Origin of the sequence: Aminomonas paucivorans DSM 12260, from assembly GCF_000165795.1 — a bacterium.
Lineage (GTDB): Bacteria > Synergistota > Synergistia > Synergistales > Synergistaceae > Aminomonas > Aminomonas paucivorans.
This window is the reverse complement of sequence record NZ_CM001022.1, coordinates 383,535-408,047: the sequence shown is the minus strand read 5'-3', so window position 1 is coordinate 408,047 and position 24,513 is coordinate 383,535. Positions and strand designations below refer to the sequence as shown.

Here is a 24,513-nt window from a genome sequence, read left to right as displayed (position 1 = left end):
GCCCCGGGAAGGCGTCAGGGCCGGGGAAAGATCTCCTCCACCAGGTCCACCAGCTCCTTGCCGCTGAAGGGCTTCGAAAGGGTCCGCAGCGCCCCCAGCTTCGCCGCCATGGGCAGGGGGTTGAGGATCCCCATGTTGCCCCCCCCGGAGACGGCGATGATCCGCACCTCCGGGTCCAGGAGCCCCAGTTCCAGGATGGTCTCCAGCCCCTCCTTCCCGGGCATGAAGATGTCCGTCAGCACCAGGTCGGGACGCTGCTCCCGGTACACCTGGACCCCCTGGACCCCGTCGGGGGCCTCCAGGACCGTGTAGCCCGCCCCCTCCAGGATCCGGCGGATCAGCTTCCGCACCGAATCGTCATCCTCGATCACCAGGATCCGCTTCACGGTCCACCACCTCCCCCTCCGGATCACCGGTCAAAAGCCGCGAAAGGACCACCAGGAGTTCCCGCACCCGAAGGGGCTTGGTCACCCAGGCGTCAAACCCCGCCTCCAGCCCCCGCTTCCTCTCCTCCGGGAGGTCCTGGGCGGTAAGGGCCACCAGGGGGACCGGCCGGGGCCTCTTTAGCCGACGGCGAAGCCTTCGGACCGTTTCGAGGCCGTCCATCCCCGGCAGGTCCACGTCCAGGAGGATCAGGTCGTAGTCCTTTTCCCGCACCGCCTCCATGGCCTCCTCCCCCCCGGGGACCAGGTCCAGGTTCCAACCCCGCCTTGCGAACAGGGCCGCCACCAGCCTCTGGCTGACGGGATGCCCCTCCACCAAAAGCGCGTCCAGCCGAAGGGGCAGGGGGGGATCCGGGAGAATCCTCCCCTCCCCCTCCTCCGGGGCTTCCCGGGACGGGGCAGGCCCCGCCGGGAGGAAGGGAAGGCGCACGTGGAAAGAGCTGCCCTTCCCCTCCTCGCTTTCCAAACTGAGGAAACCGCCCCAGAGGGACACCATCTGCCGCACGATGGCCAGACCCAGCCCGGACCCCCCGTAACGCCTCGTGGTGCTCCGGTCCAGCTGCCCGAACCCCTGGAAGATGCGGTGGCGTTTCTCCCGGGGGATGCCGATCCCCGTGTCCACCACCCCGAATTCCAGCCACAGTCCCCCGTCCTCGGGGGGAAAGCGACGGATGGAGAGGGCGATCCATCCCTTTTCGGTGAACTTGAGGGCGTTGTCCAACAGGTTCGTGAGGATCTGCCGCAGCCTCAGAGGGTCTCCCCGAACCCTCGGGGGAACCTGGGGGTCCAGGTCCAGGACCGTCTCCAGTCCCTTCTCCCGGGCGCGCAGGGCGAAGAGCTCGAAGAGGGGACCCACGGTGCACATCAGGTCGAAGTCCAGGGACTCCAGCTCCGTCCGGTTCGCCTGAAGGCGGGAGTACTCCAGGACCTGGTTCAGAAAGTGCATCAGCGTCTGGGCGGATTCCCGGACGATGCGCAGGTACTCCTCCTGCTGGGGGTCCAGATCGGTCTGCCGAAGCAGCTCCAGCATGCCCAGGATGCCGTTCATGGGGGTGCGGATCTCGTGGCTCATGGAGGCCAGGAAGACGCTCTTTGCCTCGTTGGCCGTCTCCGCGTCCTCCTTGGCCCGGAGCAGCTCTTCCCGAAGGACCTTGCTTTCCGTGACGTCCTCCTTCACCGCCACGTAGTTCGCCACGACTCCCTTCCGGTCCCGCACCGGGGCGATGGCGGCGCTCTCCCAGTAGAGTTCCCCCGTCTTCCTGCGGTTGCAGAATTCCCCCTTCCACACCTCTCCCCGGGCCAGGGTTCCCCAAAGCTCCTCGTAGAAGCCTCGATCGTGGAGCCCCGACTGGAGGACCCGGGGGGTCTTGCCCAGCACATCCTCCGCCGTGTACCCCGTGAGCTCCTGGAAACGGGGGTTCACGTACTCGATCCGCCCCGCCGCATCGGTGATGACGATGGCGCTGGGGTTGTGTTCCGCCGCCAGGAAGAGGCTCCGGAAACGTCGGCTCTTCTCCGAGGGGAGTCGGGAGGACATGGGGATCAGAAGCTCCTGCGGGAGAACAGGCTCAGAAGGGCTCCCTGGTCCACGGGTTTGGACAGGCAGAACACCCCTTCCTCCCCCTCCACCATCCGGAAGGCCTCCTCCTCCCCCAGGGCGGAGACCAGCACCACCGGCACGGGGGAAAGCCCCCGCTGCCTCTCCAGGCGCCGGATGGCCACCAAAACCTGGCGACCGTCCATCCCCGGCATCATCAGGTCCAGACAGACCCCCTCGAAGGGGCTGCCCTCCTCCAGGGCCGCCTCGAAGGCCTCCACCGCGTCCAGGCCGTTCTCCACCGCCTCGCAGGGACCCAAGGGTGCCAGGAAGGCCAGGAACAGCCTCCGGCTGGCGTAGTCATCTTCCGCTACCAGGATCCTCATCCGTCCTCACCCCCCGCCCCGCTTCCTGTTCTCTTCCCAGAAGCTCCTCCGCGCCGGTGAACCCGTTTCGTCCCCTTTCCTTGGTGCGGTACATGGCCATGTCCGCCAGCTTCAGGAGTCCCTGGAGGTCTCGGTCGTCCAGGGGGAACAGGGCGCCCCCGATGCTGGCGCTCACCCGGACGGTGTCCTTCCCCAGGGCGAAGGGTTCCCGGAAGGCGAGGAGGATCTTTCCCGCCACCCCCTTCATGTCCTCCCGGCCGTGGAGCTGGGGCAGGAGGAAGGTGAACTCATCCCCTCCCATCCGAGCCACCAGGTCCGAAGCGCGGACGCAGTGCTGCAGCCTCTCCGCCACGGCGCAGAGAAGCCGGTCCCCCACGTCGTGCCCCAGGGTGTCGTTGATGCCCTTGAAACCGTCCAGGTCCATGAAGAGGACCCCCAGAAGATCTCCCGCCCGGTCCGCCAGGGCCAGGTGATGCTGGAGGCTCTCCAGGAAATGCCGTCGGTTCGGCAGCCCCGTGAGGGCGTCGTGGGTGGCCTCGTGGGCGATGCGCTCCTCGTAGCGCTTCCGCTCCGTCAGGTCCCGGGTGATGCCCACGAAGTTCAGGATCCGACCGGTGTAGTCCCGGACCGCCGAGATGGTAAGCCACTCCGGGTAGACCCGCCCGTCCTTGTGGCGATTCCAGATCTCCCCCTGCCAGGAGCCCTGGTTCAGGATGGCGTCCCACAGGGTTTTGTAGAAGGCGTCGTCGTGAACCCCGGACTTGAGGATGCGGGGGTTCTGCCCCCGCAGCTCCTCGGGGGCGTAGCCCGTCATGCCGCACAGAGCCCGGTTCACCGAAAGGATGGTCCCCTCCCGATCCGCCACCAGGATGCCTTCCTGGGCGTTCTCGAAGACGCTGGCCGCCAGGCGGAGCTGCTTTTCCGTCTCCACCTGCCCCGTCACCTCGCCCATGGAGCCCGCCATGCGCACCGGGTTTCCCTCCCCGTCGTACCGGGCCACCCCCCGGCACCGGACCCACCTGTCCTCCCCGTCTCCGTGGCGCATCCGGAAGGTCTGGTCGTACTGGATCTCCTCCTGGGCCATGGCGGCGCTCAGGGAGGCCACCACCTCGTCCCGATCCTCCGGGTAGATCCGGGCCTCCCACTGGGCCATTCGGTCCATGGGCTCCTCCGGGTCCAGCCCCAGGATCTCCTTCCACCGGGGGGACACGTAGAGCCGTCCCTCCAGGATGTCCCAGTCCCACAGCCCCTCGTTGCTCCCCTTCATGGCCAGGGCATAGCGCTCCTCGCTGACCCGGAGGGCCTCCTCCCTGCGGTGGATGGCCTGGACCATGGCCTCGAAGGCCCGCTCCACCTGGGCGATCTCCCGAAACCCTTCCTGGGGGGACTTCAGGTCCTCCGGGACCTTCCCCTCCGCCAGGGATTGGGAAAGGCGCTCCAGGCGGCGCAGGGGACGCCGCACCCAGCGCAGGATGCCCCAGGCCACCCCGATCGCCAGGGCCAGCCCCCCCAGGAGGAGGAACTCCAGGATCCGCTCCATCCTCCTGGTGGGGGCCATCAGATCCGCCATGGATCGGCAGACCGTGGCCCGCCACCCCACCCCGGGCACCTCCGCCGATCCGCAACGGTACAGGACCCCGTCCTCCTCCCGGTCGAAGGGTCGAGCCAGGCGGAGGGGCCCCCGATCGCCCCGTTCCACCGGTCCCCGGAGGGAGCCCTCGGGGGCCCCGGAGCGGAAGACCACCCCTCCCTGCCGGTCCTGGAGGATCAGGTCCACCCCCCCCTCCCGGGAGATGCGTTCCAGCCGTTCCCCCAACCACTGAAGGGACACGAGCCCCACCACCACTCCCCCCGGCCAGGGCACCCCCAGGGCCACCACCAGGTCCCCCGTCTCCGGATCCATCTGGGGGGAGGTCCAGTAGGGGGCGCGCGCTTCAGGCAGGAAGAAGGGCTGCCGGGAGTAGTCGATCCCCACCAGGTCCCGGTTCTTCGGGCTGGAAAGGACGACCCGGCCACGGGGGTCCAGCAGGAGGACCCGGTGGAAATAGCCCGTCGCCTCCACCTGTTCCCCCAGCCGCCTCTCCAGATCCGCCGAGGAGCCGTCCCCCTGGGAGAGGGTCTGGGACAGGAGGGCCAGGAAGCGCTCTGGGCCCTGGAGGTACACCCCCGCCTCCTCGGCGATGCTCCGGGCCAGGACCATCACCTCCCGATCCCCGAATCCCCCCAGGTGGGAACGAAGCACCCGTCCTCCCCAGAAGGTCACCCCCGCCAGGGGCAGGAGGATCATCAGGAAGAAGGCCCCCGCCAACACCCCTTGCAGGCTTCGGCTCTTCACGGGAACACCTCCCGGAAGACCCCGTCCCGCAGCTCGAAGACCCGGGTCGCCCGCTCTCCGTCCCCGAAGCGGTCCACGGAGAAGGAACCTTCCAGGCCCCGGTAGGTCCGGTTGACCATCCAGCGCCGCAGGGCCAGGGGGTCCTCCCCCACCGCCTCCAGCGCCTCCAGGAGCACCGACGCGGCCTCGTAGCCCATCAGGGACGCCCAGGAGGGGGGGACGCCGAAACGGTCCTGAAAGCGCCGGGGGAAATCCCCCTCCCGGGTCCTCCCCTGGGGATGGGCCAGGTGGACCGACAGGAGCCCCTCCACCCCCCGTCCTCCATAGGGGATCAGCTCCGGCCCCACCCCCCAGGTGGCGCACAGGATGCCCCCCCGGTACCCCTGGAGGCGCAGCCGCTGGGCCAGCAGGGCCGTATCCAGGGGCCGGGCCACCAGGAGGACGCCGTCGGTCTGGGGACGCAGGATCTCCCGGGCCAGGTCGTCGAAGGAGGTCTTCTCGTCCTTGAGGAAGGAGAGGCACGCCAGGGGGGTCCCCCCGCCCTGGCGAAGCTCCCGGAAGAAGTCCTCCTGCCAGGGAAGGGCGTAGACCGCGTTCCCCCGGTCCCAGACGCAGGCGACCCGGCGCAATCCCCGGCGCAGCCCCACCCGCGCCAGATCCGAGGCGGCTCCGGTGGACCCCGGGACGATCCGGATCAGGGCGTCCTCCTTCCCCGAGAGGACGGGGCTGGAGACCGTGGCGCTCAAGAGCAGGCAGCCCGAGCGATTCAGGAGGGGAAGGACCGCCGCGGTGGTCTGGGTGATGGTGTGCCCCAGAAAGACCCGCACCCCCCGGTCCAGCAGGGCCTGGTCCACCGACGCGGCCCGATCCGGTCGCCCCCCGTCGTCCCCCAGAAGGACCCGGACCTTGTCCCCCCGGACCCCGCCCCGGGCGTTGCGCTCCTCCAGGGCCAGGATCGCCCCCTGGGCCGACGTGACCCCCAGGGTGCCGTAGCGCCCCGAGAAGGACCCCACCACCCCCACCAGGATCTCCCCCCCCCAGCAACGGCAGGGGATCGCCAGGAGCAGACACAGACAAAGCCAGAGCACACGACGAAGGGAGGTCCCCACCGAAACGGCCGAGACGGGGAAGGGGGCAGGTCCCGTTGTAGCTTTCAAACGCTTTATCATGGCGATCACCCGGAACCATTATAGAGAATGAACTGGGGAAAAGGGAAGGCGCTGCCGCGGGGACAGGCCAAGGGGGCAAGGAGATGCTACAATCTTAAGCGGTGGGGTTTCCGCCGTACGCCCGACGCAAGAAGCGCATCTCCAGGACTCGCCAGGGGGGCGATGAGGTGAACCTGAGAGAAAAGACCTTTCTTCGTCTGCTGCTTCTCACGTGCCTTTCCTTCGGGGTCCTGTTCCTCCTTACCCTGGCCCATACCCAGAAGACCCTCTACCGCCTGGAGACCCAACAGGCCCAGGAGAGCCTGGATCGCCTCGGCCGGGTGCTGGCCCTGCGCCTGGAGAACCTGGACACCACCTGTGCGGACTGGGCTGCCTGGGACGCCACCTACGCCTTCATGGCCGACGGGAACGAACGGTACCGTCAGGAGAACCTGATGGAGGAGACCTTCACCACCCTCCGGTTGGGATACCTGCTCTTCGCTCGCCCCGACGGGACCCTCCTCTACGGCAAGGGGTTCGACCGGGAACTGGACCGCCCCCTTCCCGTCCCGGGAACCCTTCGGGAGCGGCTGCTGCCCGGAGGCCCCCTCCAGGACATCCCCCCGGGGAAATCCCGCCGGGGCCTTTGGGTCACCCCCCAGGGGATCTACCTGGTGGCGGCCCGATCCATTCTGAACAGCCAGTTCCAGGGTCCCTCCCGGGGAACCCTGGTGATGATGCGCCCCCTGGACGCCTCGGAACTCCGCTCCATCAGCTCCGAGATGGGCTTTCCCGTGTCCGCCCGCCCCTTCTCCGTGGGGCAGCCCCCGGTGGACTTCTCTTTCATCACCTCCGGCTTCACATCCCGAACGGACACCCGGCTCATCGTGCCGGTGAACGACGACACCCTCTCCGCCTACGTCCTCCTGAAGGACCTCTTCGGGGAGGTGGCGGTGATGGCCAAGGTGGACCTCCCCCGGTGGATCGCCCTCCAGACCCGCCAGACCCTTCTGCTCCACCTCCTGTCCATCCTGGGGGCGGGCATCCTGACGGTGGGGTGCTTCCTCCTGGGGGTGGAGCGGGGCATCCTCCAGAGGCTTCGGGACCTCCGGGACCAGGTGCAGCGCTTCGACCCGAACAGCCCCCAGGTCCCCTCCCCCTGTCCCGCAGGGGACGACGAGATCGCCCAGGTGGGCCGGGGCGTGGAGTCCCTGATGGAGCAGGCCCGGGAACGGGGACGGAGCGAACAGGAGCAGCGGGACATCATGAGGCAGGTCTTGGACCAGATCCGGGACATGGTGCTCTTCTGCAGCCTGGAGGGAGAGGTCACCTTCGCCAACGAGGCATTCCGCCGCCAGGTGGGAGGGACCAGGCAGCAGGCCGCGGGAAGGCCGATCTGGAACCTGGTGCACCCGGAGGATCAGGAGACCTTCCGGGAAGGGCTTCATCGTCTCCTCCTGGGAGAGCCCCTGGAGGCCCCCCTTTCCTGCCGCATCCTCACCCTGAGGGGCCCCCTCCGCGTGGCCTTCCTGGCCAACCTGGTGCGGGACCGGAACGGCACTCCCAAGGAAGTGGCCCTTTCCGCCCGAGAGACCGACGAAGGGCCTCGATCCCTCCGGTAGGGGGGGGAGCAGAAAACGCGGGCCCCTTCCACCCGGAAGGGGCCCGCCGCGTCGTCCGCAAAGGTTCAAGGTTCAGGGAATCAGGCACCCTCGCCCTCCAGGTAGTTCCGATAAAACCGTCGGCACAGGGTATTGCCCACCCAGTAGGCCAAGGCCAGCTCCGCCACCGCCACGACTCCCTTCAGGACGCTCAGGGGACGCACGTCGAAGGAGAGGGACGGGGCGTAGAGCTTCGTCAGGAAGCTCATGGCCACGAAAAGCCCCCACCAGAAGAGCACCCGAAAGAAGTAGAACCCGCAACCGCCCCGGAGGGCGCGAATCGGGTGGATTCCTGCCATGGTCTTTCTCCTCTCTGATCCGGCGCGTCCGTCCCCGGAACCCTCAGGAATCCGGGACCAGCTCCTCGTCCCCCAGGGGAAGCTCCAGCCTCTGCCCCACCTTCAGACGGTCGGGGCGATCCAGCTGGTTGAACCGGGAGAGAACCGTCCAGGACTGCCCCTCCCCGTAGATCTTCCGGGAGATGACCCAGAGGCTCTCCCCCTTCTTCACGTGGTAGGAGCGTTCCACCGTCAGGTCCTTCAGGTCCAGGTGCCGCACCCCCGGGATCTCCCGAAGGGCCTGTTCCACCTGGTAGCGCAGGAAGAGGGTGGGCACGGTACCGAAGGCCCGGACCTCGTCCCCCTTCTGTTCCACCATGACCTCCAGCCGTCCCAGGTTGGCCCCGGAACCGATGCGCCGTCGGGTGAAGCTCACGGGGTAGATCCCCTCGAAGGCCTGCTCCATGGAGGCCACGTCGCAGGTGAAATGCCCTTCCAGAGCCGCGGCGGGAGGCTCGGGACCCTGCAGCCACCGGTCCACCGCCCGGACCCCCTGGACGCCCCCCCAGCCCAAGCCTACGCAGAGGATCCCCAGGACCAGGGCCCCCAGGGCCAGCTTGAGGCGATGGGCGAAGAGGAGAGCCCCCCGGCTGCGCCCCTTCTCCAGGAGAGAGGCCAGGGCCAAGGTGCGCTTGAGGGCGGGGTTGCCGGGCTGCAGCGCCGCGGACTGGCGCCACAGGTCCAAGGCCTGGCTGGTCTTGCCCTGCTGGAAGTAGACCCGGGCCAACAGGTCCTGGGCCTGGGGGTTTCGGGACCCCTCCTTGAAGAGGAGGCGGAAGAGGAGCGCCTCCGCCTGGTCCAGTCTTCCGTACCGGGCCAGGTAGGCCCCCCGCCAGAGGATCACCGACTCCACCAGGGAGGCGATGGCCTCGATCTTCTGGTAGCCGTCCAGCACCGCCTCGGTATGCTGCCCCATCCCTCCCCGAGGGGGCCGGTCCAGGGCGCTGGTATCCCGGTGGTGCCTCACGTGCTCAACCATGGGAGGCCTCCTCCCCCGGAACCGGCACCAGGGGGGCGGGGCGTCCCAGGACGACCTCCCCCACCTGGACCACCTCGCCCCGAAGCAGGATGGTGGGGCTCAGGGCCTCCACGACCTGCTCCCTCTCCAGGCCGGGGACGTCTTCGGTCCGCACCACCCGGGGCACCATCCCCAGGGGGACCTCCCCCACGTGGTCCACGATCTCCACCCCTCCCTGGGACATGGAATCCCAGGTGCTCTCCAGGGCGAAGAGGGCCTCCTTCAGCTCCTTGGGCATCCGCTTCAGCCCTTCCACCTTCTTGCGGATCCGCCAGATCCCCGTCCCCAGGTCCGCCAGGAAACGGGCCATCTGGCGCTTGTCCTGCTTCTGCGCCGCGTCGGCCTGGCAGAGGGTAGGCTGGATCATCTGGATCAGCTCCTCCAGGAGATCCAGCTGTTCCTCCCCGAAGTCCGCCTCGGGAAGCCGGAACTCCTCGGGATAGAGTCGTTGACGAAGCGAAGCGGCAAGGCGTCGGGTCCATTTCATGTCCTGGGCAGGCCTCCCGGGGGTGCGATTCCTCCATGGGTCAAAACGACCAGGGCCGGGCCTGAGGGGCCCGGGGTCGACGACGCAACAGCTCGTATCAGTTTCCACCAACCTTAAGGTTCCTTCAAGAGGTCTTGGGTCCCTCTTTTCGGAAAACCTCGAAGCGCCCCAGCCATCGGAACAGGGGGATCCCCAGGGCGAAGCACACCCCCGCCTCCCCCAGAGCCACGTAGGGGATGGAGAGATACCAGGGGGTCTGGGTCAGCCAGGACAGGTAGCCCCCCACCACCAGACCGTTCACCACCACCGGGGGGATCGCCGCCCCCACCAGGGTTCGGGCCCGGGAGGAAAGCCACGCCGCCGCCAGAGTGGCAAGGCTTCCGAAGAGCACGTCCACCAACCCGAACCCTCCGAAGAGGTTCGACAGGACACACCCCACCCCCAGCCCCCATACCGCCTCGGGCCAGAGGAAGGGCAGCAGGGTGAGCACCTCCGCCACCCGAAACTGCACCGCCCCGAAGGAGAGGGGGGCGAAGGCCAGCACCAGGGCCACGTAAAGGGCCGCCACCAGCCCGGCCCGCACGATGCGAAGGACCACGGGAACGCCTCCCTTCCGGGGCCCCGACCGTGCGAGACCCTCTGGGGTATTATAGACGGACCCGCCGCCCCACGGGGCGCGGGCTTCGCCCGAAGGAGGGAACCCCATGGAAGTCTGCGTGTTGGGAGCGGGAAGCTGGGGAACCGCAGTGGCCCATCTGATCGCCCAGGGGGGCATCCCCGTGCGGCTCTGGTGCCGCCGGGAGGAGCAGGCCCGGCTCATCGGCGCCTCCGGACGCAACCCCCACTACCTGAAGGGACTGCTGCTCCACCAGGACGTCCGAGGCACGGCGAACCTGGAGGAGGCCCTGGCGGGGACGGAGCGGGTCATCCTGGCGGTGCCCACCCAGTCGGTTCGCCCCCTCCTGGAGTCCCTGCCCCCCTCGGCGGGGCCGAAGCGATGGCTGAACCTCGCCAAGGGACTGGAGATCGCCACGGGAGACCTGGTGCACCGGGTGGTGGCGTCCCTGCGCCCGAAAGACCCCTACTCGGTCCTCTCCGGCCCCAGCCACGCGGAGGAGGTGGCCCTGGGGCTGCCCACGGCGGTGGTGGCGGCCTCCCGTGACCTCGAAGAGGCCCGGGCCTGGCAGGACCTGCTTAACGGACCGCGCTTTCGGGTCTACACGGGGGAGGACGTGGTGGGGACCGAGGCGGGAGGCGCCCTGAAGAACGTGGTGGCCGTGGCGGCGGGCATCGCCCGGGCCATGGGCCTGGGGGACAACGCTCTGGCGGCCCTGGCCACCCGGGGACTGGCGGAGATGACCCGGGTGGCGGTGCGCCTCGGGGCGGACCCCCTGACCCTGTCGGGGCTGGCGGGGGTGGGAGACCTCCTGGCCACCTGCTACAGCCTCCACTCCCGGAACCTGCGCCTGGGGCTGGCGGTGGGGGCGGGAAAGACCCTGGAGGAAGCCCGCGCGGAGTTGGGACAGGTGGCGGAGGGAGCCTTCACGGTGCAGGCGGTGGTGCGCCACGGCGAACGCCTGGGATTGGACCTCCCCATCGCCTGGGGGGTCCACCGGGTCCTCTTCGAGGGGGCCTCCCCGAGGCTACTCATGGAGGACCTCCTCTCCCGGGACCCCAAGCCCGAGCGCCCCGAAGCCTCCCCCCTCTGAGCCTCCCCCAAGGGGCCGGGGCCCCCGAAGGGGGCCCCGGCCCGCTACCTCGTCCCTCCGGGAAGGGAGAGCACCCAGGCCCGAAGGGCCGGGAGGTTGGCGATCCGGGGAATCCCCCCGTCCACCGCCCCCCGGTGCCACCCCTCCGCCCGGACCTCGTCCTCCTCCAGCACCACCAGCAGGTCCGCCTCCCGATCCCGCAGGGCCTCCCGTCCCTCCGGTTCCCCCAGCCTCCGGTCCGCCCGAAAGCCCCAACGCTCCAGCAAGGAGGCGCACCCCGCCTCCGCCCAGACCCCGAAGCCCCGAGCCCGGAGGGAGGCCAGGTGGGCCGCCAGCTCTCCCGCCGCCTCGGAGGGGCACCCCGCCACCAGGAGGGTTCCCCGGGAGGGAAGGCGCCAACCCGCACCCCCGGCGGCCTCCCGGAAGGCCTCCGCCAGGGAGTCTCCCACCCCCAGGGACTCGCCGGTGGACTGCATCAGGGGGCCCAGGAGGGTCTCCGCCCCCGGGAGCTTCTCCCCGGAGAAGACGGGAATCTTCACCCCCAACGGGCCCGTCGGTTCCAGAAGCCCCCGCAGGTCCGTCAGGTCTCCCAGGTGCTCCCCCAGCCCCAGGCCCACCGCCCAGTCCACCAGGGGAAGCCCCGTGAGCTTGGAGACGATGGGAACGGTGCGGCTGCCCCGGGGGTTGGCCTCCAGGATCCAGAGCCGCCCCCGGGAGTGGACGAACTGCACGTTCAGCAGCCCCGCAAGCCCCAGGGCCTCGGAGAGGCTCCGCACCGCCTGCTCCACGAAGCGCGTCTCCTCCGGCCGGAGGGAGAGCTGGGGGAACAGGGCCATGGAGTCCCCGGAATGGATCCCCGCCGGGTCCAGGTGCTCGAAGATCCCCGGGATGAGCACCTCCGATCCGTCGCAGAGGGCGTCCACCTCGAACTCCCGCCCCTCCAGGAACCGGTCCACCAGCACCGACTGTCCCGGGGCGGCCCGGAAAGCCTCCTCCAGCACCGCCTCGAAGCCCTCCCGGTCCCGGACCCGCCTCATGGCCAGCCCCCCCAGGACGAAGCTGGGGCGCACCATGAGGGGGAAGCCCAGGGCCTCCGCCGCGGCGATCCCCTCCTCCAGGTTGCGCACCCCCCGCCCGGGGGGCTGGGAGAGCCCCAGGTCCGAGAGGATCCGGGAGAACAGGTCCCGGTCCTCCGCCGCCTGGATGGCCTCGAAGGAGGTGCCCAGGAGGGAGACCCCCTCCTCCTGAAGCCCCTGGGCCAGGCGCAGGGCCGTCTGCCCCCCGAAGGTGACGAAGGCCCCCGCCACCTTCTCCCGACGGCACACCTCCAGCACGTCCTCCGTCGCCAGGGGGGCCAGGTAGAGGGCATCGGAGACGTCGTGGTCCGTGCTCACCGTCTCGGGGTTGTCGTTCACCAGCACCCCCCGGTAGCCCCGGCGACGCAGGGCCTCCACCGCCTTGACGCAGCAGTAGTCGAACTCCAGGCCCTGGCCGATGCGGATGGGCCCGGACCCCAGCACCACCACGGCGGGGCGGTCGTCCCGGGGCATCGGATCCGACGCCCCCCCGTAGACCCCGTAAAGGTACCGGGAGCCCGCGGGGGTCTCCCCGGCGCAGCCGTCCACCTCCCGGAACCCCGGCTCGACGCGGTGCTCCCGCCGCAGGCGGCGCACCTCCCTCTCCGAAAGGCCCCGGATCTGGCCGATCCGCCGGTCTCCCAACCCCCGGGCCTTGGCCTCCCGCAGCCGCTCCGGGGTCAGGTCTCCCTCCCCCAGGGCCCGCTCCAGGGCTCCCAGTTCCGCCAGCTCCCGGCAGAAGAAGGGGTGGATGCCGCTGATCCGGGCGGCCTCCTCCGGATCCAGCCCCCGGCGCCCCCACTCGAAGAGGGCCCCGATGCGCCGGTCCGTGGGCACCGTCAGGGCCTCCTCCAGGGCACCCCGATCCGTTTCCCCCCAGAACCCCGGCTCCGTCACCCGAGAGCCCAGCCCCCGGTAGGCCTTCAGCAGGGCTCCCGCCAGGTCCGTCCCCAGGGCCAGCACCTCCCCGGTGGCCTTCATCCGGGTGCCCAGGGAGGGGTCCGCCCCGGGGAACTTCTCGAAGGGGAAACAGGGGACCTTCACCGCCAGGTAGTCCAGGGCGGGCTCGATGAGGGCGCTCCCGGACCCCGTGACGGGGTTGGGCAGCTCCGCCAGGGAGAGCCCCGCCCCGATGAGGGCGGCCATGCGGGCGATGGGGTACCCCGTGGCCTTGCTGGCCAGGGCGCTGGACCGGCTGGCCCGGGGGTTCACCTCGATGACCCCGTAGGCCTCCTCGTCCGGTCGCAGGGCGAACTGCACGTTGCAGGCCCCCCGGATGTCCAGGGCCTCCACGATGCGAAGCGCCGCGGTTCGCAGACGCTGCCAGGTCCGATCCTTCAGGGTGAGCACCGGGGCCACCACCACGCTGTCCCCGGTGTGCACCCCCATGGGGTCCAGGTTCTCCATGCCGCAGACGCAGAGGGCGTTGCCCTCCCCGTCCCGGAGCATCTCCAGCTCCACCTCCCGCCACCCCTCCAGGAACCGCTCCACCAGGACCCGGCGCACCGGAGAGGCCGCCAGGGCGGCGGCGGCCTGCTCCGGGTACTCGGAACCGTCGGTGCACACCCCTCCCCCGGTCCCCCCCAGGGTGAAGTCCGGCCGCAGCACCAGGGGCAGGCCCAGTTCGTCCGCCGCCGCCAGGGCCTCCTCCACGGACCCCACGGAGCGGCTGGGGATCACGGGCTGGCCGATGGCGGCCATGAGGTCCCGGAAGGGTTCCCTCGCCTCGGCGGTGCGCACCGCCCCGGGCTGGGTGCCCCAGACCCGGACCCCGAACCGCTCCAAAGAGCCCCGCTCCTCCAGTTCCATGAGCAGGTTCAGGGCGGTCTGCCCCCCCAGGGAGGCCAGGATCCCCTCGGGGCGGTGCAGCTCCAGGAGGGACTCCACCACCTCCGCCTCCAGGGGGCGCAGGTACACCAGGTCCGCCAGCTCCCGGTCCGTCTGGATGGTGGCGGGGTTGCTGTTCAGGAGGATCACCCGGAAGCCCCGCTCCTTCAGGGCGCGGCACGCCTGGCTCCCGGAGTAGTCGAACTCCGCCGCCTGACCGATGCGGATGGGGCCGGAGCCCAGGATCAACACGGAGGGTTTTTCCCGCCCCGTCATGCCGCCGCCCCCTTCCGGCCTTCCTCGTCCAGGGAGGCCACGAACCGGTCGAAGAGAAACGCCCCGTCCCAGGGCCCCGGGGCCGCCTCGGGGTGGAACTGCACCCCCCAGGCGGGGTAGGCGCCGCTGGCGATGCCCTCCACGCTTCCGTCCCCCAGGTGGCGGAAGGTGACCGTAAGCCCCGCCCCTTCCGCGGAGGCGTCCACCACCCCGTAGCCGTGGTTCTGGCTGGTGAGGAGGGTGCGTCCCGTGGCCTCCTCCCGCACCGGGTGGTTCACCCCCCGATGGCCGAAGGGCAGCTTCTCCGTGGCGGCCCCGCAGGCCAGGGCCAGCACCTGCATGCCCAGGCAGATGCCGAAGAGGGGCACCCGCCCCAGCAGCTCCCGCACCGTCCCCACCGGCCCCGACAGAAGGTCCTGGGGATCCCCCGGGCCGTTGCCCAACAACACCCCCCGTGGACGAAGGGCCAGCACCTCCCGGGCCGAGGCGTTCCAGGGGAGACGGGCCACCCGCACCCCCCGCTCCCGCAGGCGCCGAAGGATGGACTCCTTCACCCCCCAGTCCAGCACCGCCGCCAGGGGCCCTTCCCCGGGGTCCGTCTCCGGGACGGCGCAGGAGGCGGAGGCCACCAGGTCCGGGGCGAACCGGGACGACCGGGGCAGGCTCCCGTCTCCCAGACGGCCCCGCAGGGTCCCCCGGTCCCTCAGATGCAGCACCAGGGCCCGGGTGTCCACTCCCTCCATCAGGGGAATCCCGGCGCGGCGCAGCCACTCCCGAAAGCGTCGTCCCGCCCCGGTTTCCGGAACCCGGGAGACCACCACCGCCTCCGGCTGAGGTCGCAGGCTCTCCAGGGCGTCCTCGTCCACCCCGTACTGCCCCACCAGGGGGAAGGCGAAGACCAGGATCTGCCCTCGGTAGGAAGGATCCGTCAACCCCTGGGGATACCCCGTGGAACCGGTGGTGAACACCGTCTCCCCCTCCCGGGGCTCCCAGGGGCCCTCACACCGACCTTCAAACACCGCACCGTCCGCCAGACCGAGCCGCACCATCCCCACGTTCCCGCCTCCATACTTTGGTTTATTTTTACCGATATACTGATCTTTCGTTCCGATGGATTGTACCCCACCTCCCGCTCCTGTCAAGCCGCACCGGCCCCCATGCGAAAGGGGGGCGCCCCGGGCGCCCCCCTTGGTCCTCACCGCTCCCCCGTCCCTCCGGCGAAGCGTTCGTAGTCCCGGGGCTCCTCCTCCCCCCTCAGGACCCGAAGGGCCCCCTGACAGAGGGCCTTCATCTCGTCCTCCCCGGGGTACCGGAGCACCGGGGCGATCCACTCCACCCGCCGCTGCACCCGGGCCACGAAGTCCGAGGAGTGGGCCACCCCTCCCGTGAGGATCACCGCGTCCACCTTCCCCCGCAGGGGCACCGCCATGGCGGCGATCTCCTGGGCCACCTGGAAGGCCATGGCCTCCACCACCCGATCCGCCCCCTCGTCCCCGGCGGCGATGCGGGCCGCCGCCTCCCGCAGGTCCGTGGTGCCCAGGTAGGCCGAAAGCCCCCCTCGCCCCACCAGACGACGCCGCAGGTCCTGCTGGGTCCACCGGCCGCTGTAGGCCAGGCGCACCAGCTCCAGGGCGGGCACTCCCCCCGCCCGTTCCGGAGAGAAGGGTCCCCGCTCGTTGGCGTTGTTCACGTCCACGATGCGTCCCTCCCGGTGGGCGCAGATGGAGAAGCCGCTGCCCAGGTGGGCCACCACCACGGAAAGCTCCTGCCAGTCCCGGTTCAGATCCCGGGCGGCGAGGCGCACCGTGGCCTTCACGTTGAGGGCGTGCACCAGGGAACGAAGGGGCAGCTCCGGCAGCCCCGTGATCCGTGCCAGGTCCTCCAGTTCGTCCACCGCCACGGGGTCCACGATGAAGGACGGGATACCCAAGGGGGAGGCGATGGCCTCCGCCAGGATGCCCCCCAGGTTGGAGGCGTGCTCCCAGGGCTTGCCCCGGTGCAGGTGCTCCAGCAGCAGGGGCCCCACCCGGTAGGTGCCCCCGGGGATAGGGTCCACGATGCCCCCTCGCCCCACCACCGCGCTCAGCTCCTCGAAGCGCCGCCCCCGGGCCTCCATGAGGGCCTCGATGGCCCCGAGACGGTAGGCCTTCTGGTCCGCCACCCGGGGAAACCCGGCGAGGTCCTCCGCCCGATGCGGAAGCTCCTTGCGCCCCAACTCCTCCTCGTCCTGGAACAGGGCCACTTTGGTGCTCGTGGAACCGGGGTTGATGGCCAGGATCACAAAACCCAAAGGGCATTCCTCCTTGTTCTTCCACGTGGATCGGGGATAGAAGTCCCCATCTTGCAACTTATGGAACCCTATCAGTATAGAACCAACTCCCCGTCCCTCCTACCGGGTCCGGAAGCCCTAGGCCGACGGGGGCCTTTGTCCTATACTCCAGACTTGACCACTACAACTCGGAAAGAAGGGCGTTCCCATGACTCTGTGCTACCACGAAGGGCAGTTCCGCCCGCTGGAGGAGATTTTCGTCCCCCTGTCGGACCTGGCGATCCAACGGGGCATCGGCGTCTTCGAGTCCATCCGCACCTACGACCGGCGCACCTTCGCCCTGGGCCCCCACCTGGAGCGCCTCGCCCGAAGCGCCGAACAGGCGGGGATCGAGGCGCGCAACCTGATCCCCCAGGTGCGGGACATCCTCCGGGAGGGACTGGCCCGGCCGGACTGCCCCCAGGGAGAGGTCCTGATGAAGCCCTACCTCACCGGGGGAGACGTGCGGGAGGAGGGGCGGTTCCCCCATCCCCGGCTCTTCGTGCTCTTCGAGCCCCTCCACGCCCCGGACCCGAACCTGCACCGGGAGGGGGTCACCCTGCAGCCCGCCGCCATGGAGCGCCCCTTCCCCCTCATCAAGAGCATCAACTACCTCTTCGGCTACATCCCCGTGGCGGGGATGGAGGGGGTCTTCGAGACCCTCTACTGCCCGGGGGGGGAGATCACCGAATCCTCCTCCAGCAACTTCTTCCTCTGCGTGGAGGGCAAGCTCGTCACCGCTCCGGTGGGGCGGGTGCTCTCCGGGGTCACCCGGGGCATCGTGCTGCACCTGGCCCGGGAGGGGGGCTTCAAGGTGGAGGAGCGCTGCCCCAAGGTGACGGAGCTGGAAAAGGCCGACGAGGCCTTCGTCACCGGCTCCCTGAAGGAGATCCTCGGGGTGGTGCGCATCGGCGGCCACCGCATCGGGAAGGGAACCCCGGGACCGGTGACCCAGCACCTGCACCGCCTCTTCCGCACCTCCCTCCAGCACTGGCTGGACTAGACCATAAAAAAGAGGGACGGGGGGCGACCCCGTCCCTCTTCGTCTCCTACGGCCCCGGCGGAGCGGACAGGCGATCCGCGTACTCCCCCATCGCCCCGCGCAGGGCGGTGAGGGCCACGTACATCCCCCGAAGGGCCCGAAGGTGCTCCACCCGGGCACCGGCGTCCTTGGTCTGGGCGTCCAGCAGGTCCAGCTGGTTTCCCACCCCCTGGTCGTAGCGGAGCCGGGCGATGCGCAGCTCCTCCGCCGCCAAGGCCACCTCCCGCCGCTTGGTCTCCTCCTGGGCACAGGCCTCCTCCCATCGGTTCCGGGCCTCCGAGAGTTCCTGGACCAGGTTCTGCCGCTTGACTTCCAGATCCTGGGAAGCCGCGGCCACCAGCCGATCCCCCTGGGCGGTCTGGGCCCGGGTGCGCCCCCCGTCGTAGAGGGGCAGGGAGACCTCCAGGGCCAGCCGCGCGTCGTCCTGGGGGGGCACGGAGACGTCCTCGTCCGTGGCCACCATGTAGGACACCCGCCCGCTCACCTCCGGGACCTTCCCCAGGGCCGCCAGGTCCCGCCCCGCCCGGGCCGCCTCCAGGGCGATCCTCAGGGCTTGGGCTTCGGGGTTCCGCTGGAAGGCCCGCTCCGGGTCCGCGGGGGTCTCGGGGAGGGAGGGCCTCTCCAGCCCCCCCGGGAGGGGCTCCGCGGGAGTCTCCCCCGCCAGCCGGGCAAGCCCCGTCAGGGCGTCCTTCCAGAGAAGCCGGGCGGCGGTGCTCTCCCCCCGGGCCCGGGAGAGGGCCACCTCCGCCCGGATCACGTCGAGCTTGGGCACCGCCCCCAGGTCGAACTTGCGCTTCGTCACCCGCAGATCCTCCGTCCGCTGCCTCACCAGGGTCTCCTGGAGGGCCAGGTTCCGCCGGGCCAGGGAGGCGTCCCAGTAGAGCCGCTCCGCCTGCTGGAGCAGCCGGTTCCCCTGGGCGGCGAAGGACGCCGCCGCCTGGTCGTGCTGGAGCAGGGTCTGCCGGAGCTGGAGATCGTCCTTTCCCCAGGGATCGAACCGATGGGTCACCGCCAGATAGAGGGAGGCGCTCCCCTCCTCCTCCCGGACGACCCGAGCCCCGCTGCCCACCAGGTGCACCTGAGGACGCTGGGTCGCCGCCACCGCCTCCGCGGCGTGGCGCAACGCCGCCACCCGCTGGCGGGTGGCCTCCAGGTCCGGGTTGCGGGCGGCCACCAGGGTCAGGTAGTCCTCCAGCGACAGAGGGGCCGCCTCCGCGGGAAGTCCCGCCGCCAGGACCGTCAGGGCCACCCCCAGGAGCCATCGTCCCCAAAACGAAATCCTCTTCATGCCCATGCCTCCTCCCGCTTCCGAAGAAACCGACCGGGGTTCATTGTAGCAAGCCTCCCGGGGACTGTTTTATGTTGACTTGATCGCGTTTATGATTACTATATGTATCAATCCGACAAAGGGGGGAACGTCATGACCATACCGTTCCACCGGGAACAGCGGGGCCCTCGGGACCTGCGGGACGAGCTTCTCCGCCTGCTGATCCCCTCCCCCCCCTCCACCTTTCTCCTGCGGACGGACCGCCCCGACGGCTCCCTGGACCGCCTCGTGCTGGTGGACTGTTCTCTGACGCCCTCCCCGGGCCACCTGGTGGTGCTCCCCGCCCCCCTGGGTCGGGGCTTCACGGCCCGTCGCCTGGTGGCGGGGGAGGACCCCTCGTCCCTCTTCGGCGTCGTCACCTGGATCCTCCATGACCCCCGCTGAACCCCTTCCCCGCCGGGTGGCCCTCTGCGACGCCAACAACTTCTTCGTGTCCTGCGAGCGCATCTTCCGCCCCGACCTGGCGGGCAGGCCCGTGGTGGTGCTCTCCTCCAACGACGGGTGCGTCGTCTCCCGGTCCGACGAGGCCAAGGCCTTGGGCATCCCCATGGGGGTCCCCTTCTTCGAGATCCGGGGGCTCTGCGTCCACCACGGGGTGACGGCCTTCTCCTCCAACTTCGAACTCTACCGGGACATCTCCCGACGGATGATGGCGGTCCTGGAAACCTGCACGGACCGGCTGGAGGTCTATTCCGTGGACGAAGCCTTCCTCTCCCTGGAGATCGCCGCCCTGGAGGACCCGGAGGCACGCATGCGGGAGGTCCGGAGGCGGGTCCTCCGGGAGATCCACATCCCCGTGTCCGTGGGCCTGGCCCCCACCAAGACCCTGGCGAAGGCCGCGGCGGGGTTCGCCAAGAGGCACCCCGAGGCGGAAGGAGTCTTCGACCTGGCCACCCTCTCCCCGGTGGAGCGGGACCGCTTCCTGGAGGACCTGGAGGTGGAGGAGATCTGGGGGGTGGGACGCCGCCTGGCCCCCCGGCTGCGACGCCGGGGCATCCGATCCGCCCGCAGACTTCGGGACATGCCGGACCACTGGGTCCTCCAGCACCTCACCGTCCGGGGGCTCAACCTGGTGTGGGAACTCCGGGGCATCCCCTGTCTCCCCCTGGAGACCAGAGAGACCCCGCAGAAGAGCATCCAGGTGTCCCGGTCCTTCGGGCGGGACACCTGCCGCAAGGAGGACCTGGGGGAGGCCCTGGCCTCCTTCGCCGCCACCGCGGGGGAACAGCTTCGCGCCCAGGGCCTTCGGGCGGGGCTGGTGCAGGTGACCGCCTCCTCCAGCCGCCACCGGGGGACCTACCTCTCCCGGAGCGCGGAGATCCCCCTTCCCCGTCCCACCGCCTACACCCCGGACCTCATCGCCGCCACCCGGGAGGGGCTGGAGCGGATCCACGTCCCCGGGGTCCCCTACGCCAAGGCAGAGATCCTCCTGCTCCGTCTGACCCCCGAGGGGGCGGTGCAGCAAGACCTTTTCGCCCAAGAGGACGCCCTCCCGGATTCCCGAAAGCAGCGCCTCATGGCGGCGGTGGATCGGATCAACGAGGAGCTGGGGGGAGGAGCCCTGGTCCCGGCGATGCTGCGCAACCCCCACCGCCCCTGGGCTCCCCGAAAAGCCCAACGCTCCTCCGCCGCCACCACCCGCCTGGAGGACCTGCCCCGAATCCAGCCCTAAAAGAGTCCCGAAGCCCATCTTTCCCGGGACATCGCTCCCCCTTGCGACGGGACTTCCTTCTCCTTCTGGTCCCTCCCAAAATCCTAGACAGAAAAAAGGACTTCCGCTATGGTGAGGCAATCCGGGGACAGTTCGATGTCGCCACGTGAAATTCATCTTTCGCCACCAAAGGAGTCCCATCCATGACGAGCCCGAGCGCCCTGGACCCTCGCATGCACCGGTTGGTACAGCTTTTGTCCGATGCCCTCTACGTCCTGGATGAAGAGGGGTGCGTCCTTCAGTGCGAGTCCGGCCGGGAAACGCCCCTCCTCGCCCCTCCGGAACGGTCCCTGGGCCGCCCCATGAGGGACCTTCTCCCCCCGGAGCTGGGTCCCGCCCTGGAGGGGATGGTCCAAAGCTGTCGCCTCGAAGGGAAGGTCCACTCCCTGGAGTTCCCCTGTCCCGAGGAAAAGCCCCCACGCCTCTGCCGGCTTCTGGTGGCTCCCTTCGAGGGCTCCCTGGTCCTGGTGAAGGTCCGGGATCTGACGGAGGAGAGCCGGACCCGGGAACGCCTGGCCGCCACGGAGACCCTCCTGGAGGAGATGGACGAGTGCGCCCTGGTGATGGATCGGGAGGGGAAAGTCCTCTCCATGAACCCGGCGCTCCTTCGCTGCACCGGCTTTGCCCGAGACGAACTCCTGGACCGGGCTGGCTTCGACCTGATCGACCCGAAAAGCGTCCCCGCCGAGACCATCCGCTGCTCCCTCCGGGAAAACGCCTTCTGGGAAGGGGAGGTTCGGACCCGCCGGAAGGACGGATCCACCTTCCCCCAGCGCATCCGCATCCGGGCCCTCCAAGACGAAGAGGGCACCCCCCAGGGCTACCTGGGGGTGGGGGTGGACCTCTCCACCCAGAAGGAACAGGAGGCCCGGCTGGCCTGGCAGGTGTACCACGACGGCCTCACGGGGCTTCCCAACCGCCACCTCTTCCTGGACCGGCTGAACCTGGAGCTCCAGCGGGCCAGGCGCAACGACCGCTCCCTGGGGGTCCTGCTGCTGGACCTGAACCGGTTCCGGGACATCAACGCCCTGCTGGGACACCGGGAGGGGGACCGCATCCTCACCCTGGTCACCCGGCGGATCCAGGAGCACGTGCGCTCCGCCGACACGGTGGCCCGGCTGGACGGCAACACCTTCGCCCTGGTGGTGGCGGACGCGACGACCCCCGCCTCCCTGGCCACCCTGGCGGACCGCATCCTCGCCTCCTTCCGGGAACCCCTGGAGTACGGGACTCAGGGGCTGGTGGTGGGGGTGAGCCTGGGCCTGGCCCTGGCCCCGGGGGACGCGGACGGGGCGGAGGAGCTCCTGGACAAGGCATCCCAGGCCCTCCGGAAAGCCAAAGCCGACGGGGGAAGCCGGTGCGTCTTCTACAACAAGGAACTGCACAACCGCTTCGCCCGGCGCATCCTCCTGGAGAACGGCCTGCGCCGGGCCATCCAGGAGCGCCGCATGACCCTGCACTACCAGCCCCTGGTGAACCCGGAGACGAACCGGGTCCAGGCGGTGGAAGCCCTGCTTCGCTGGCCCACCGGGAAAGGGACCTTCGTGCCCCCTGCGGACTTTCTGCCCGTGGCGGAGGAGACGGGGCTCATGATCCCCCTGGGGGAGTGGGTGTTTCAGGAAGCCTGCGCCCAGGCCGCCCGATGGGCCTCCGGTCCCGTGGGGCCCCTCCCCGTCTCGGTGAACCTCTCGGGGACGGAGCTGCGCCACGGACAGCCCCTGCGGACCATCCGGGAGGCCCTGGCGTCCTCCGGGCTCTCCCCGGAACTCCTGGTGGTGGAGATCTGCGAAAACGCCCTGCTGGAGGAGAGGGAGGCAGCAGAGTCCCTCTTCCGGGAACTCCGCGCCCTGGGGGTGAAGGTGTTCATCGACGACTTCGGGACGGGGTACTCCTCCCTGGCCTACCTCCGGGACTTCTCCCTGGACGGTCTGAAGGTGGACAAGTCCTTCGTGACCCGGCTGCCCCAGGACTCCCGGGACCTGGCCCTGGTGTCCGCCATCCTGGAGATGGCCCGGGCTCTGGGACTGGAGACGGTGGTGGAGGGCATCGAAACCCCGGAACAGCGGCAGGCCGTCCAGGGGGTGGGCTACACCTGCATCCAGGGGTTCCTCTACTCCCGCCCCCAGGCCCCCCTGCAGCTGGAGGCCCTGCTGAAGGCAAAGAACTTCTAGCTCCCCGGAGACTCCAGCTTCGCCAGGGTCCGGCGCATCATCCAGCCCCCCAGAAGGAACCCCCCCAGGTCCGCCACCGGCAGGGCCAGCCAGGCCCCCGTGAGCCCCAGGAGAGGCGGCAGCGTCAGCAGGGGCACCAGGATGAACAGGGTGAACCGGCAGAAGGTGAGGACCATGCTGGCCCGGCTCTTCCCCAACCCCTGGAAGAAGTACCCCGCGGTGATGGAGACCCCCGCCAGGGGCGCCCCGGCGTAGCAGACCCGAAGCCCCCAGGAGGCCACCTCGGTCAGGTGGGGGTCCGTGGCGTTGAACAGCCCCACCAGGCTCTCCGCGAAGAGTTCCACGACCACCAGGCTCCCCAGGAAGTAGACCGTGGCGGCGGACGCGGCCATCCAGGTCACCGCCCGCACCCGGTCCAGTCGCCCCGCCCCGTAGTTGAACCCGATGAGGGGCTGGGCCCCCTCCCCCACCCCCAGGGCGGGAAGGAAGAACAGGGCGTCCAGGCCGAAGAAGATCCCCATGGCGGAAAGCCCCACGTCCCCCCCGTAACGCTGCACCTGTCGGTTCATCAGGGCCACCACCAGGGTGAAGCCCATCTCCATGACCCCCGGGGGGAACCCCACCGCCACGATGCGCCGCAGCGCCGCCCCCTGGGGAACCAGGTGGCGGAGGCGCACCCGCACCACATCCTGCCCCCGGAAGACCACCCAGGCGGCCCAGAGGCACAGGGCCAGCTCCGAAAGCACCGTGGCCCAGGCGGCCCCCCGGACCCCCCACCCCATCCCCAGGACCCACCAGGCATCCAGCAGGATGTTCAGCCCCGCCCCCAGAAACTGGGCGGCCATGGACACCCGGGGACGCCCCAGCGCCCGGAGCACCGCCGTGAAGCCCATGCCCAGGGAGGAGAAGCCCGCCCCCAGGAGGATCACCTCCAGGTACGCCTTCGCCAGGTCGAAGACCCGGCCGGAGGCTCCGCTGGCCCGGAGGAGGGGACCCAGGACGAGGAAGCCCAGGAAGGTGATGGCCACGCTCCCCACCAGCCCCAGGGTCGTACCCGTCCCCAGGGTGACGGCGGCGCCGGGAGCGTCCTTCTCCCCCAGCTGGATGGCCATGCGGGAGGAGGTGCCCACCCCCACCAGGATGCCGAAGGCGATGAACAGGAGCATGAAGGGAAAGGCCAGGGAGAGGGCTGCCAGCCCCTCGGTCCCCACGGTGCGGCCCACGAAGATCCGGTCGGTGATGTTGTAGAGGGCGTGGGCCAGCAGGCCCGCGATGGCGGGGCCGGAAAAGCGCACCAAGAGGCGGGGAATGCTCTCCGTCTCCATGGGGGGGTTCGAGGACATGGACAGGACCTCCTTCGGGCGGCTCGGGGCACAGGCACCCGTCGCCGTCCGCCCATCCTAGGGGGGATAAAAATTCCTGGCAAGCCGCCGATTTTGCTCCTTTTTCTCGTTCCCCCTTTCCTCTCGTCTCTGTTATCATGGCCCCGAATCGAGAAACGCCTTCGGGCGGGACAGGAGGGACGGACATGATCCACGGACACCTTTGAACCGCGGCCATCAGTGCATGGCATGCATGTCCCCGTTCCTCAAGGACCCCGGATTCCCCGGACAGGTCCGCCGACCCGCCGGTCTTCGCCCTTCCCCGTTCCCCTCGTCCCTAGGCGTCCCTCCTCCGGCGTCTCTCGCGGCCTCCCGGGCTTTCCCTGACCCC

20 protein-coding genes are annotated in these 24,513 nt (G+C 69.9%); 6 read left to right on the top strand and 14 right to left on the bottom strand.

The window, feature by feature from the left end; translation table 11 throughout:
• Positions 1-14 precede the first annotated feature (14 nt).
• From APAU_RS01785 to APAU_RS01765, 5 genes are read right to left on the bottom strand one after another with little or no spacing between them, the layout of a single operon-like run.
• Positions 15-386: a response regulator gene (locus tag APAU_RS01785; RefSeq protein ID WP_006299944.1), complete on the bottom strand. Its 372-nt coding sequence runs from the start codon at positions 384-386 to the stop codon at positions 15-17.
• Positions 358-1,980 (bottom strand): PAS domain-containing hybrid sensor histidine kinase/response regulator, encoded by a 1,623-nt coding sequence (locus APAU_RS14515; protein ID WP_006299943.1) that lies wholly within the window; start codon positions 1,978-1,980, stop codon positions 358-360. Before APAU_RS14515 ends, APAU_RS01785 begins: the two co-directional genes overlap by 29 nt.
• A 5-nt stretch (positions 1,981-1,985) precedes the next feature.
• Positions 1,986-2,366: a response regulator gene (locus tag APAU_RS01775; protein WP_006299942.1), complete on the bottom strand. Its 381-nt coding sequence runs from the start codon at positions 2,364-2,366 to the stop codon at positions 1,986-1,988.
• A complete protein-coding gene (locus tag APAU_RS14510) occupies positions 2,341-4,701 on the bottom strand; it encodes a diguanylate cyclase domain-containing protein (RefSeq protein WP_006299941.1) in 2,361 nt (786 codons plus the stop codon). Before APAU_RS14510 ends, APAU_RS01775 begins: the two co-directional genes overlap by 26 nt.
• On the bottom strand, positions 4,698-5,810 hold the full coding sequence (locus APAU_RS01765; RefSeq protein ID WP_198004026.1) for an ABC transporter substrate-binding protein: 1,113 nt from the start codon (positions 5,808-5,810) through the stop codon (positions 4,698-4,700). Before APAU_RS01765 ends, APAU_RS14510 begins: the two co-directional genes overlap by 4 nt.
• 227 nt (positions 5,811-6,037) lie before the next feature.
• On the opposite strand from APAU_RS01765, the gene APAU_RS01760 reads away from it, so the two are divergent.
• The gene (locus APAU_RS01760) at positions 6,038-7,471 is read left to right on the top strand and encodes a CHASE4 domain-containing protein (protein WP_006299939.1); all 1,434 of its coding nucleotides are present in this window, start codon (positions 6,038-6,040) and stop codon (positions 7,469-7,471) included.
• A gap of 80 nt (positions 7,472-7,551) precedes the next feature.
• On the opposite strand, the gene APAU_RS01755 is transcribed toward APAU_RS01760, so the two are convergent.
• The 4 genes from APAU_RS01755 to APAU_RS01740 all read right to left on the bottom strand — a co-directional run bounded on the left by APAU_RS01755 (position 7,552) and on the right by APAU_RS01740 (position 9,951).
• On the bottom strand, positions 7,552-7,809 hold the full coding sequence (locus tag APAU_RS01755; protein WP_006299938.1) for a hypothetical protein: 258 nt from the start codon (positions 7,807-7,809) through the stop codon (positions 7,552-7,554).
• Positions 7,810-7,852: 43 nt separating this feature from the next.
• Complete coding sequence (locus tag APAU_RS01750) at positions 7,853-8,827, bottom strand: LysM peptidoglycan-binding domain-containing protein (protein ID WP_006299937.1); 975 nt, start codon at positions 8,825-8,827, stop codon at positions 7,853-7,855.
• A complete protein-coding gene (locus APAU_RS01745) occupies positions 8,820-9,353 on the bottom strand; it encodes a hypothetical protein (RefSeq protein ID WP_006299936.1) in 534 nt (177 codons plus the stop codon). Before APAU_RS01745 ends, APAU_RS01750 begins: the two co-directional genes overlap by 8 nt.
• A 124-nt stretch (positions 9,354-9,477) precedes the next feature.
• Positions 9,478-9,951, bottom strand: coding sequence for a QueT transporter family protein (locus APAU_RS01740; RefSeq protein WP_006299935.1), 474 nt, complete (start codon positions 9,949-9,951; stop codon positions 9,478-9,480).
• A gap of 106 nt (positions 9,952-10,057) precedes the next feature.
• Between APAU_RS01740 and APAU_RS01735 the strand changes: the two genes are divergently transcribed.
• Positions 10,058-11,062 (top strand): NAD(P)H-dependent glycerol-3-phosphate dehydrogenase, encoded by a 1,005-nt coding sequence (locus APAU_RS01735; protein WP_006299934.1) that lies wholly within the window; start codon positions 10,058-10,060, stop codon positions 11,060-11,062.
• 44 nt (positions 11,063-11,106) lie between these two features.
• Here the strand turns inward: APAU_RS01735 and carB are convergent, their stop codons facing one another.
• From carB to buk, 3 genes are all read right to left on the bottom strand, one after another.
• Positions 11,107-14,241: a carbamoyl-phosphate synthase large subunit gene (gene carB, locus APAU_RS01730; protein ID WP_006299933.1), complete on the bottom strand. Its 3,135-nt coding sequence runs from the start codon at positions 14,239-14,241 to the stop codon at positions 11,107-11,109.
• Positions 14,238-15,290, bottom strand: coding sequence for a carbamoyl phosphate synthase small subunit (locus APAU_RS01725; RefSeq protein ID WP_006299932.1), 1,053 nt, complete (start codon positions 15,288-15,290; stop codon positions 14,238-14,240). Before APAU_RS01725 ends, carB begins: the two co-directional genes overlap by 4 nt.
• Positions 15,291-15,436: 146 nt before the next feature.
• Positions 15,437-16,531, bottom strand: coding sequence for a butyrate kinase (buk, locus tag APAU_RS01720; protein WP_006299931.1), 1,095 nt, complete (start codon positions 16,529-16,531; stop codon positions 15,437-15,439).
• A gap of 187 nt (positions 16,532-16,718) precedes the next feature.
• Between buk and APAU_RS01715 the strand changes: the two genes are divergently transcribed.
• A complete protein-coding gene (locus APAU_RS01715; protein WP_006299930.1) occupies positions 16,719-17,552 on the top strand; it encodes an aminotransferase class IV in 834 nt (277 codons plus the stop codon).
• Between the two features lie 46 nt (positions 17,553-17,598).
• Here APAU_RS01715 and APAU_RS01710 read toward each other — a convergent pair whose 3' ends face one another.
• Positions 17,599-18,879, bottom strand: coding sequence for a TolC family protein (locus APAU_RS01710; protein WP_006299929.1), 1,281 nt, complete (start codon positions 18,877-18,879; stop codon positions 17,599-17,601).
• Positions 18,880-19,011: 132 nt separating this feature from the next.
• Between APAU_RS01710 and APAU_RS01705 the strand changes: the two genes are divergently transcribed.
• The 3 genes from APAU_RS01705 to APAU_RS01695 all read left to right on the top strand — a co-directional run bounded on the left by APAU_RS01705 (position 19,012) and on the right by APAU_RS01695 (position 22,800).
• A complete protein-coding gene (locus APAU_RS01705) occupies positions 19,012-19,302 on the top strand; it encodes a LexA family transcriptional regulator (protein WP_006299928.1) in 291 nt (96 codons plus the stop codon).
• Complete coding sequence (locus APAU_RS01700) at positions 19,289-20,590, top strand: Y-family DNA polymerase (protein WP_006299927.1); 1,302 nt, start codon at positions 19,289-19,291, stop codon at positions 20,588-20,590. The genes APAU_RS01705 and APAU_RS01700 overlap by 14 nt, the downstream gene beginning before the upstream one ends.
• A gap of 182 nt (positions 20,591-20,772) precedes the next feature.
• Positions 20,773-22,800, top strand: coding sequence for a putative bifunctional diguanylate cyclase/phosphodiesterase (locus APAU_RS01695; protein ID WP_006299926.1), 2,028 nt, complete (start codon positions 20,773-20,775; stop codon positions 22,798-22,800).
• Here APAU_RS01695 and APAU_RS01690 read toward each other — a convergent pair.
• Positions 22,797-24,143, bottom strand: a complete 1,347-nt coding sequence (locus APAU_RS01690; protein ID WP_006299925.1) for an MATE family efflux transporter — start codon at positions 24,141-24,143, stop codon at positions 22,797-22,799. The two genes, APAU_RS01695 and APAU_RS01690, sit on opposite strands and share 4 nt — an antisense overlap.
• Between the last annotated feature and the right edge of the window lie 370 nt (positions 24,144-24,513).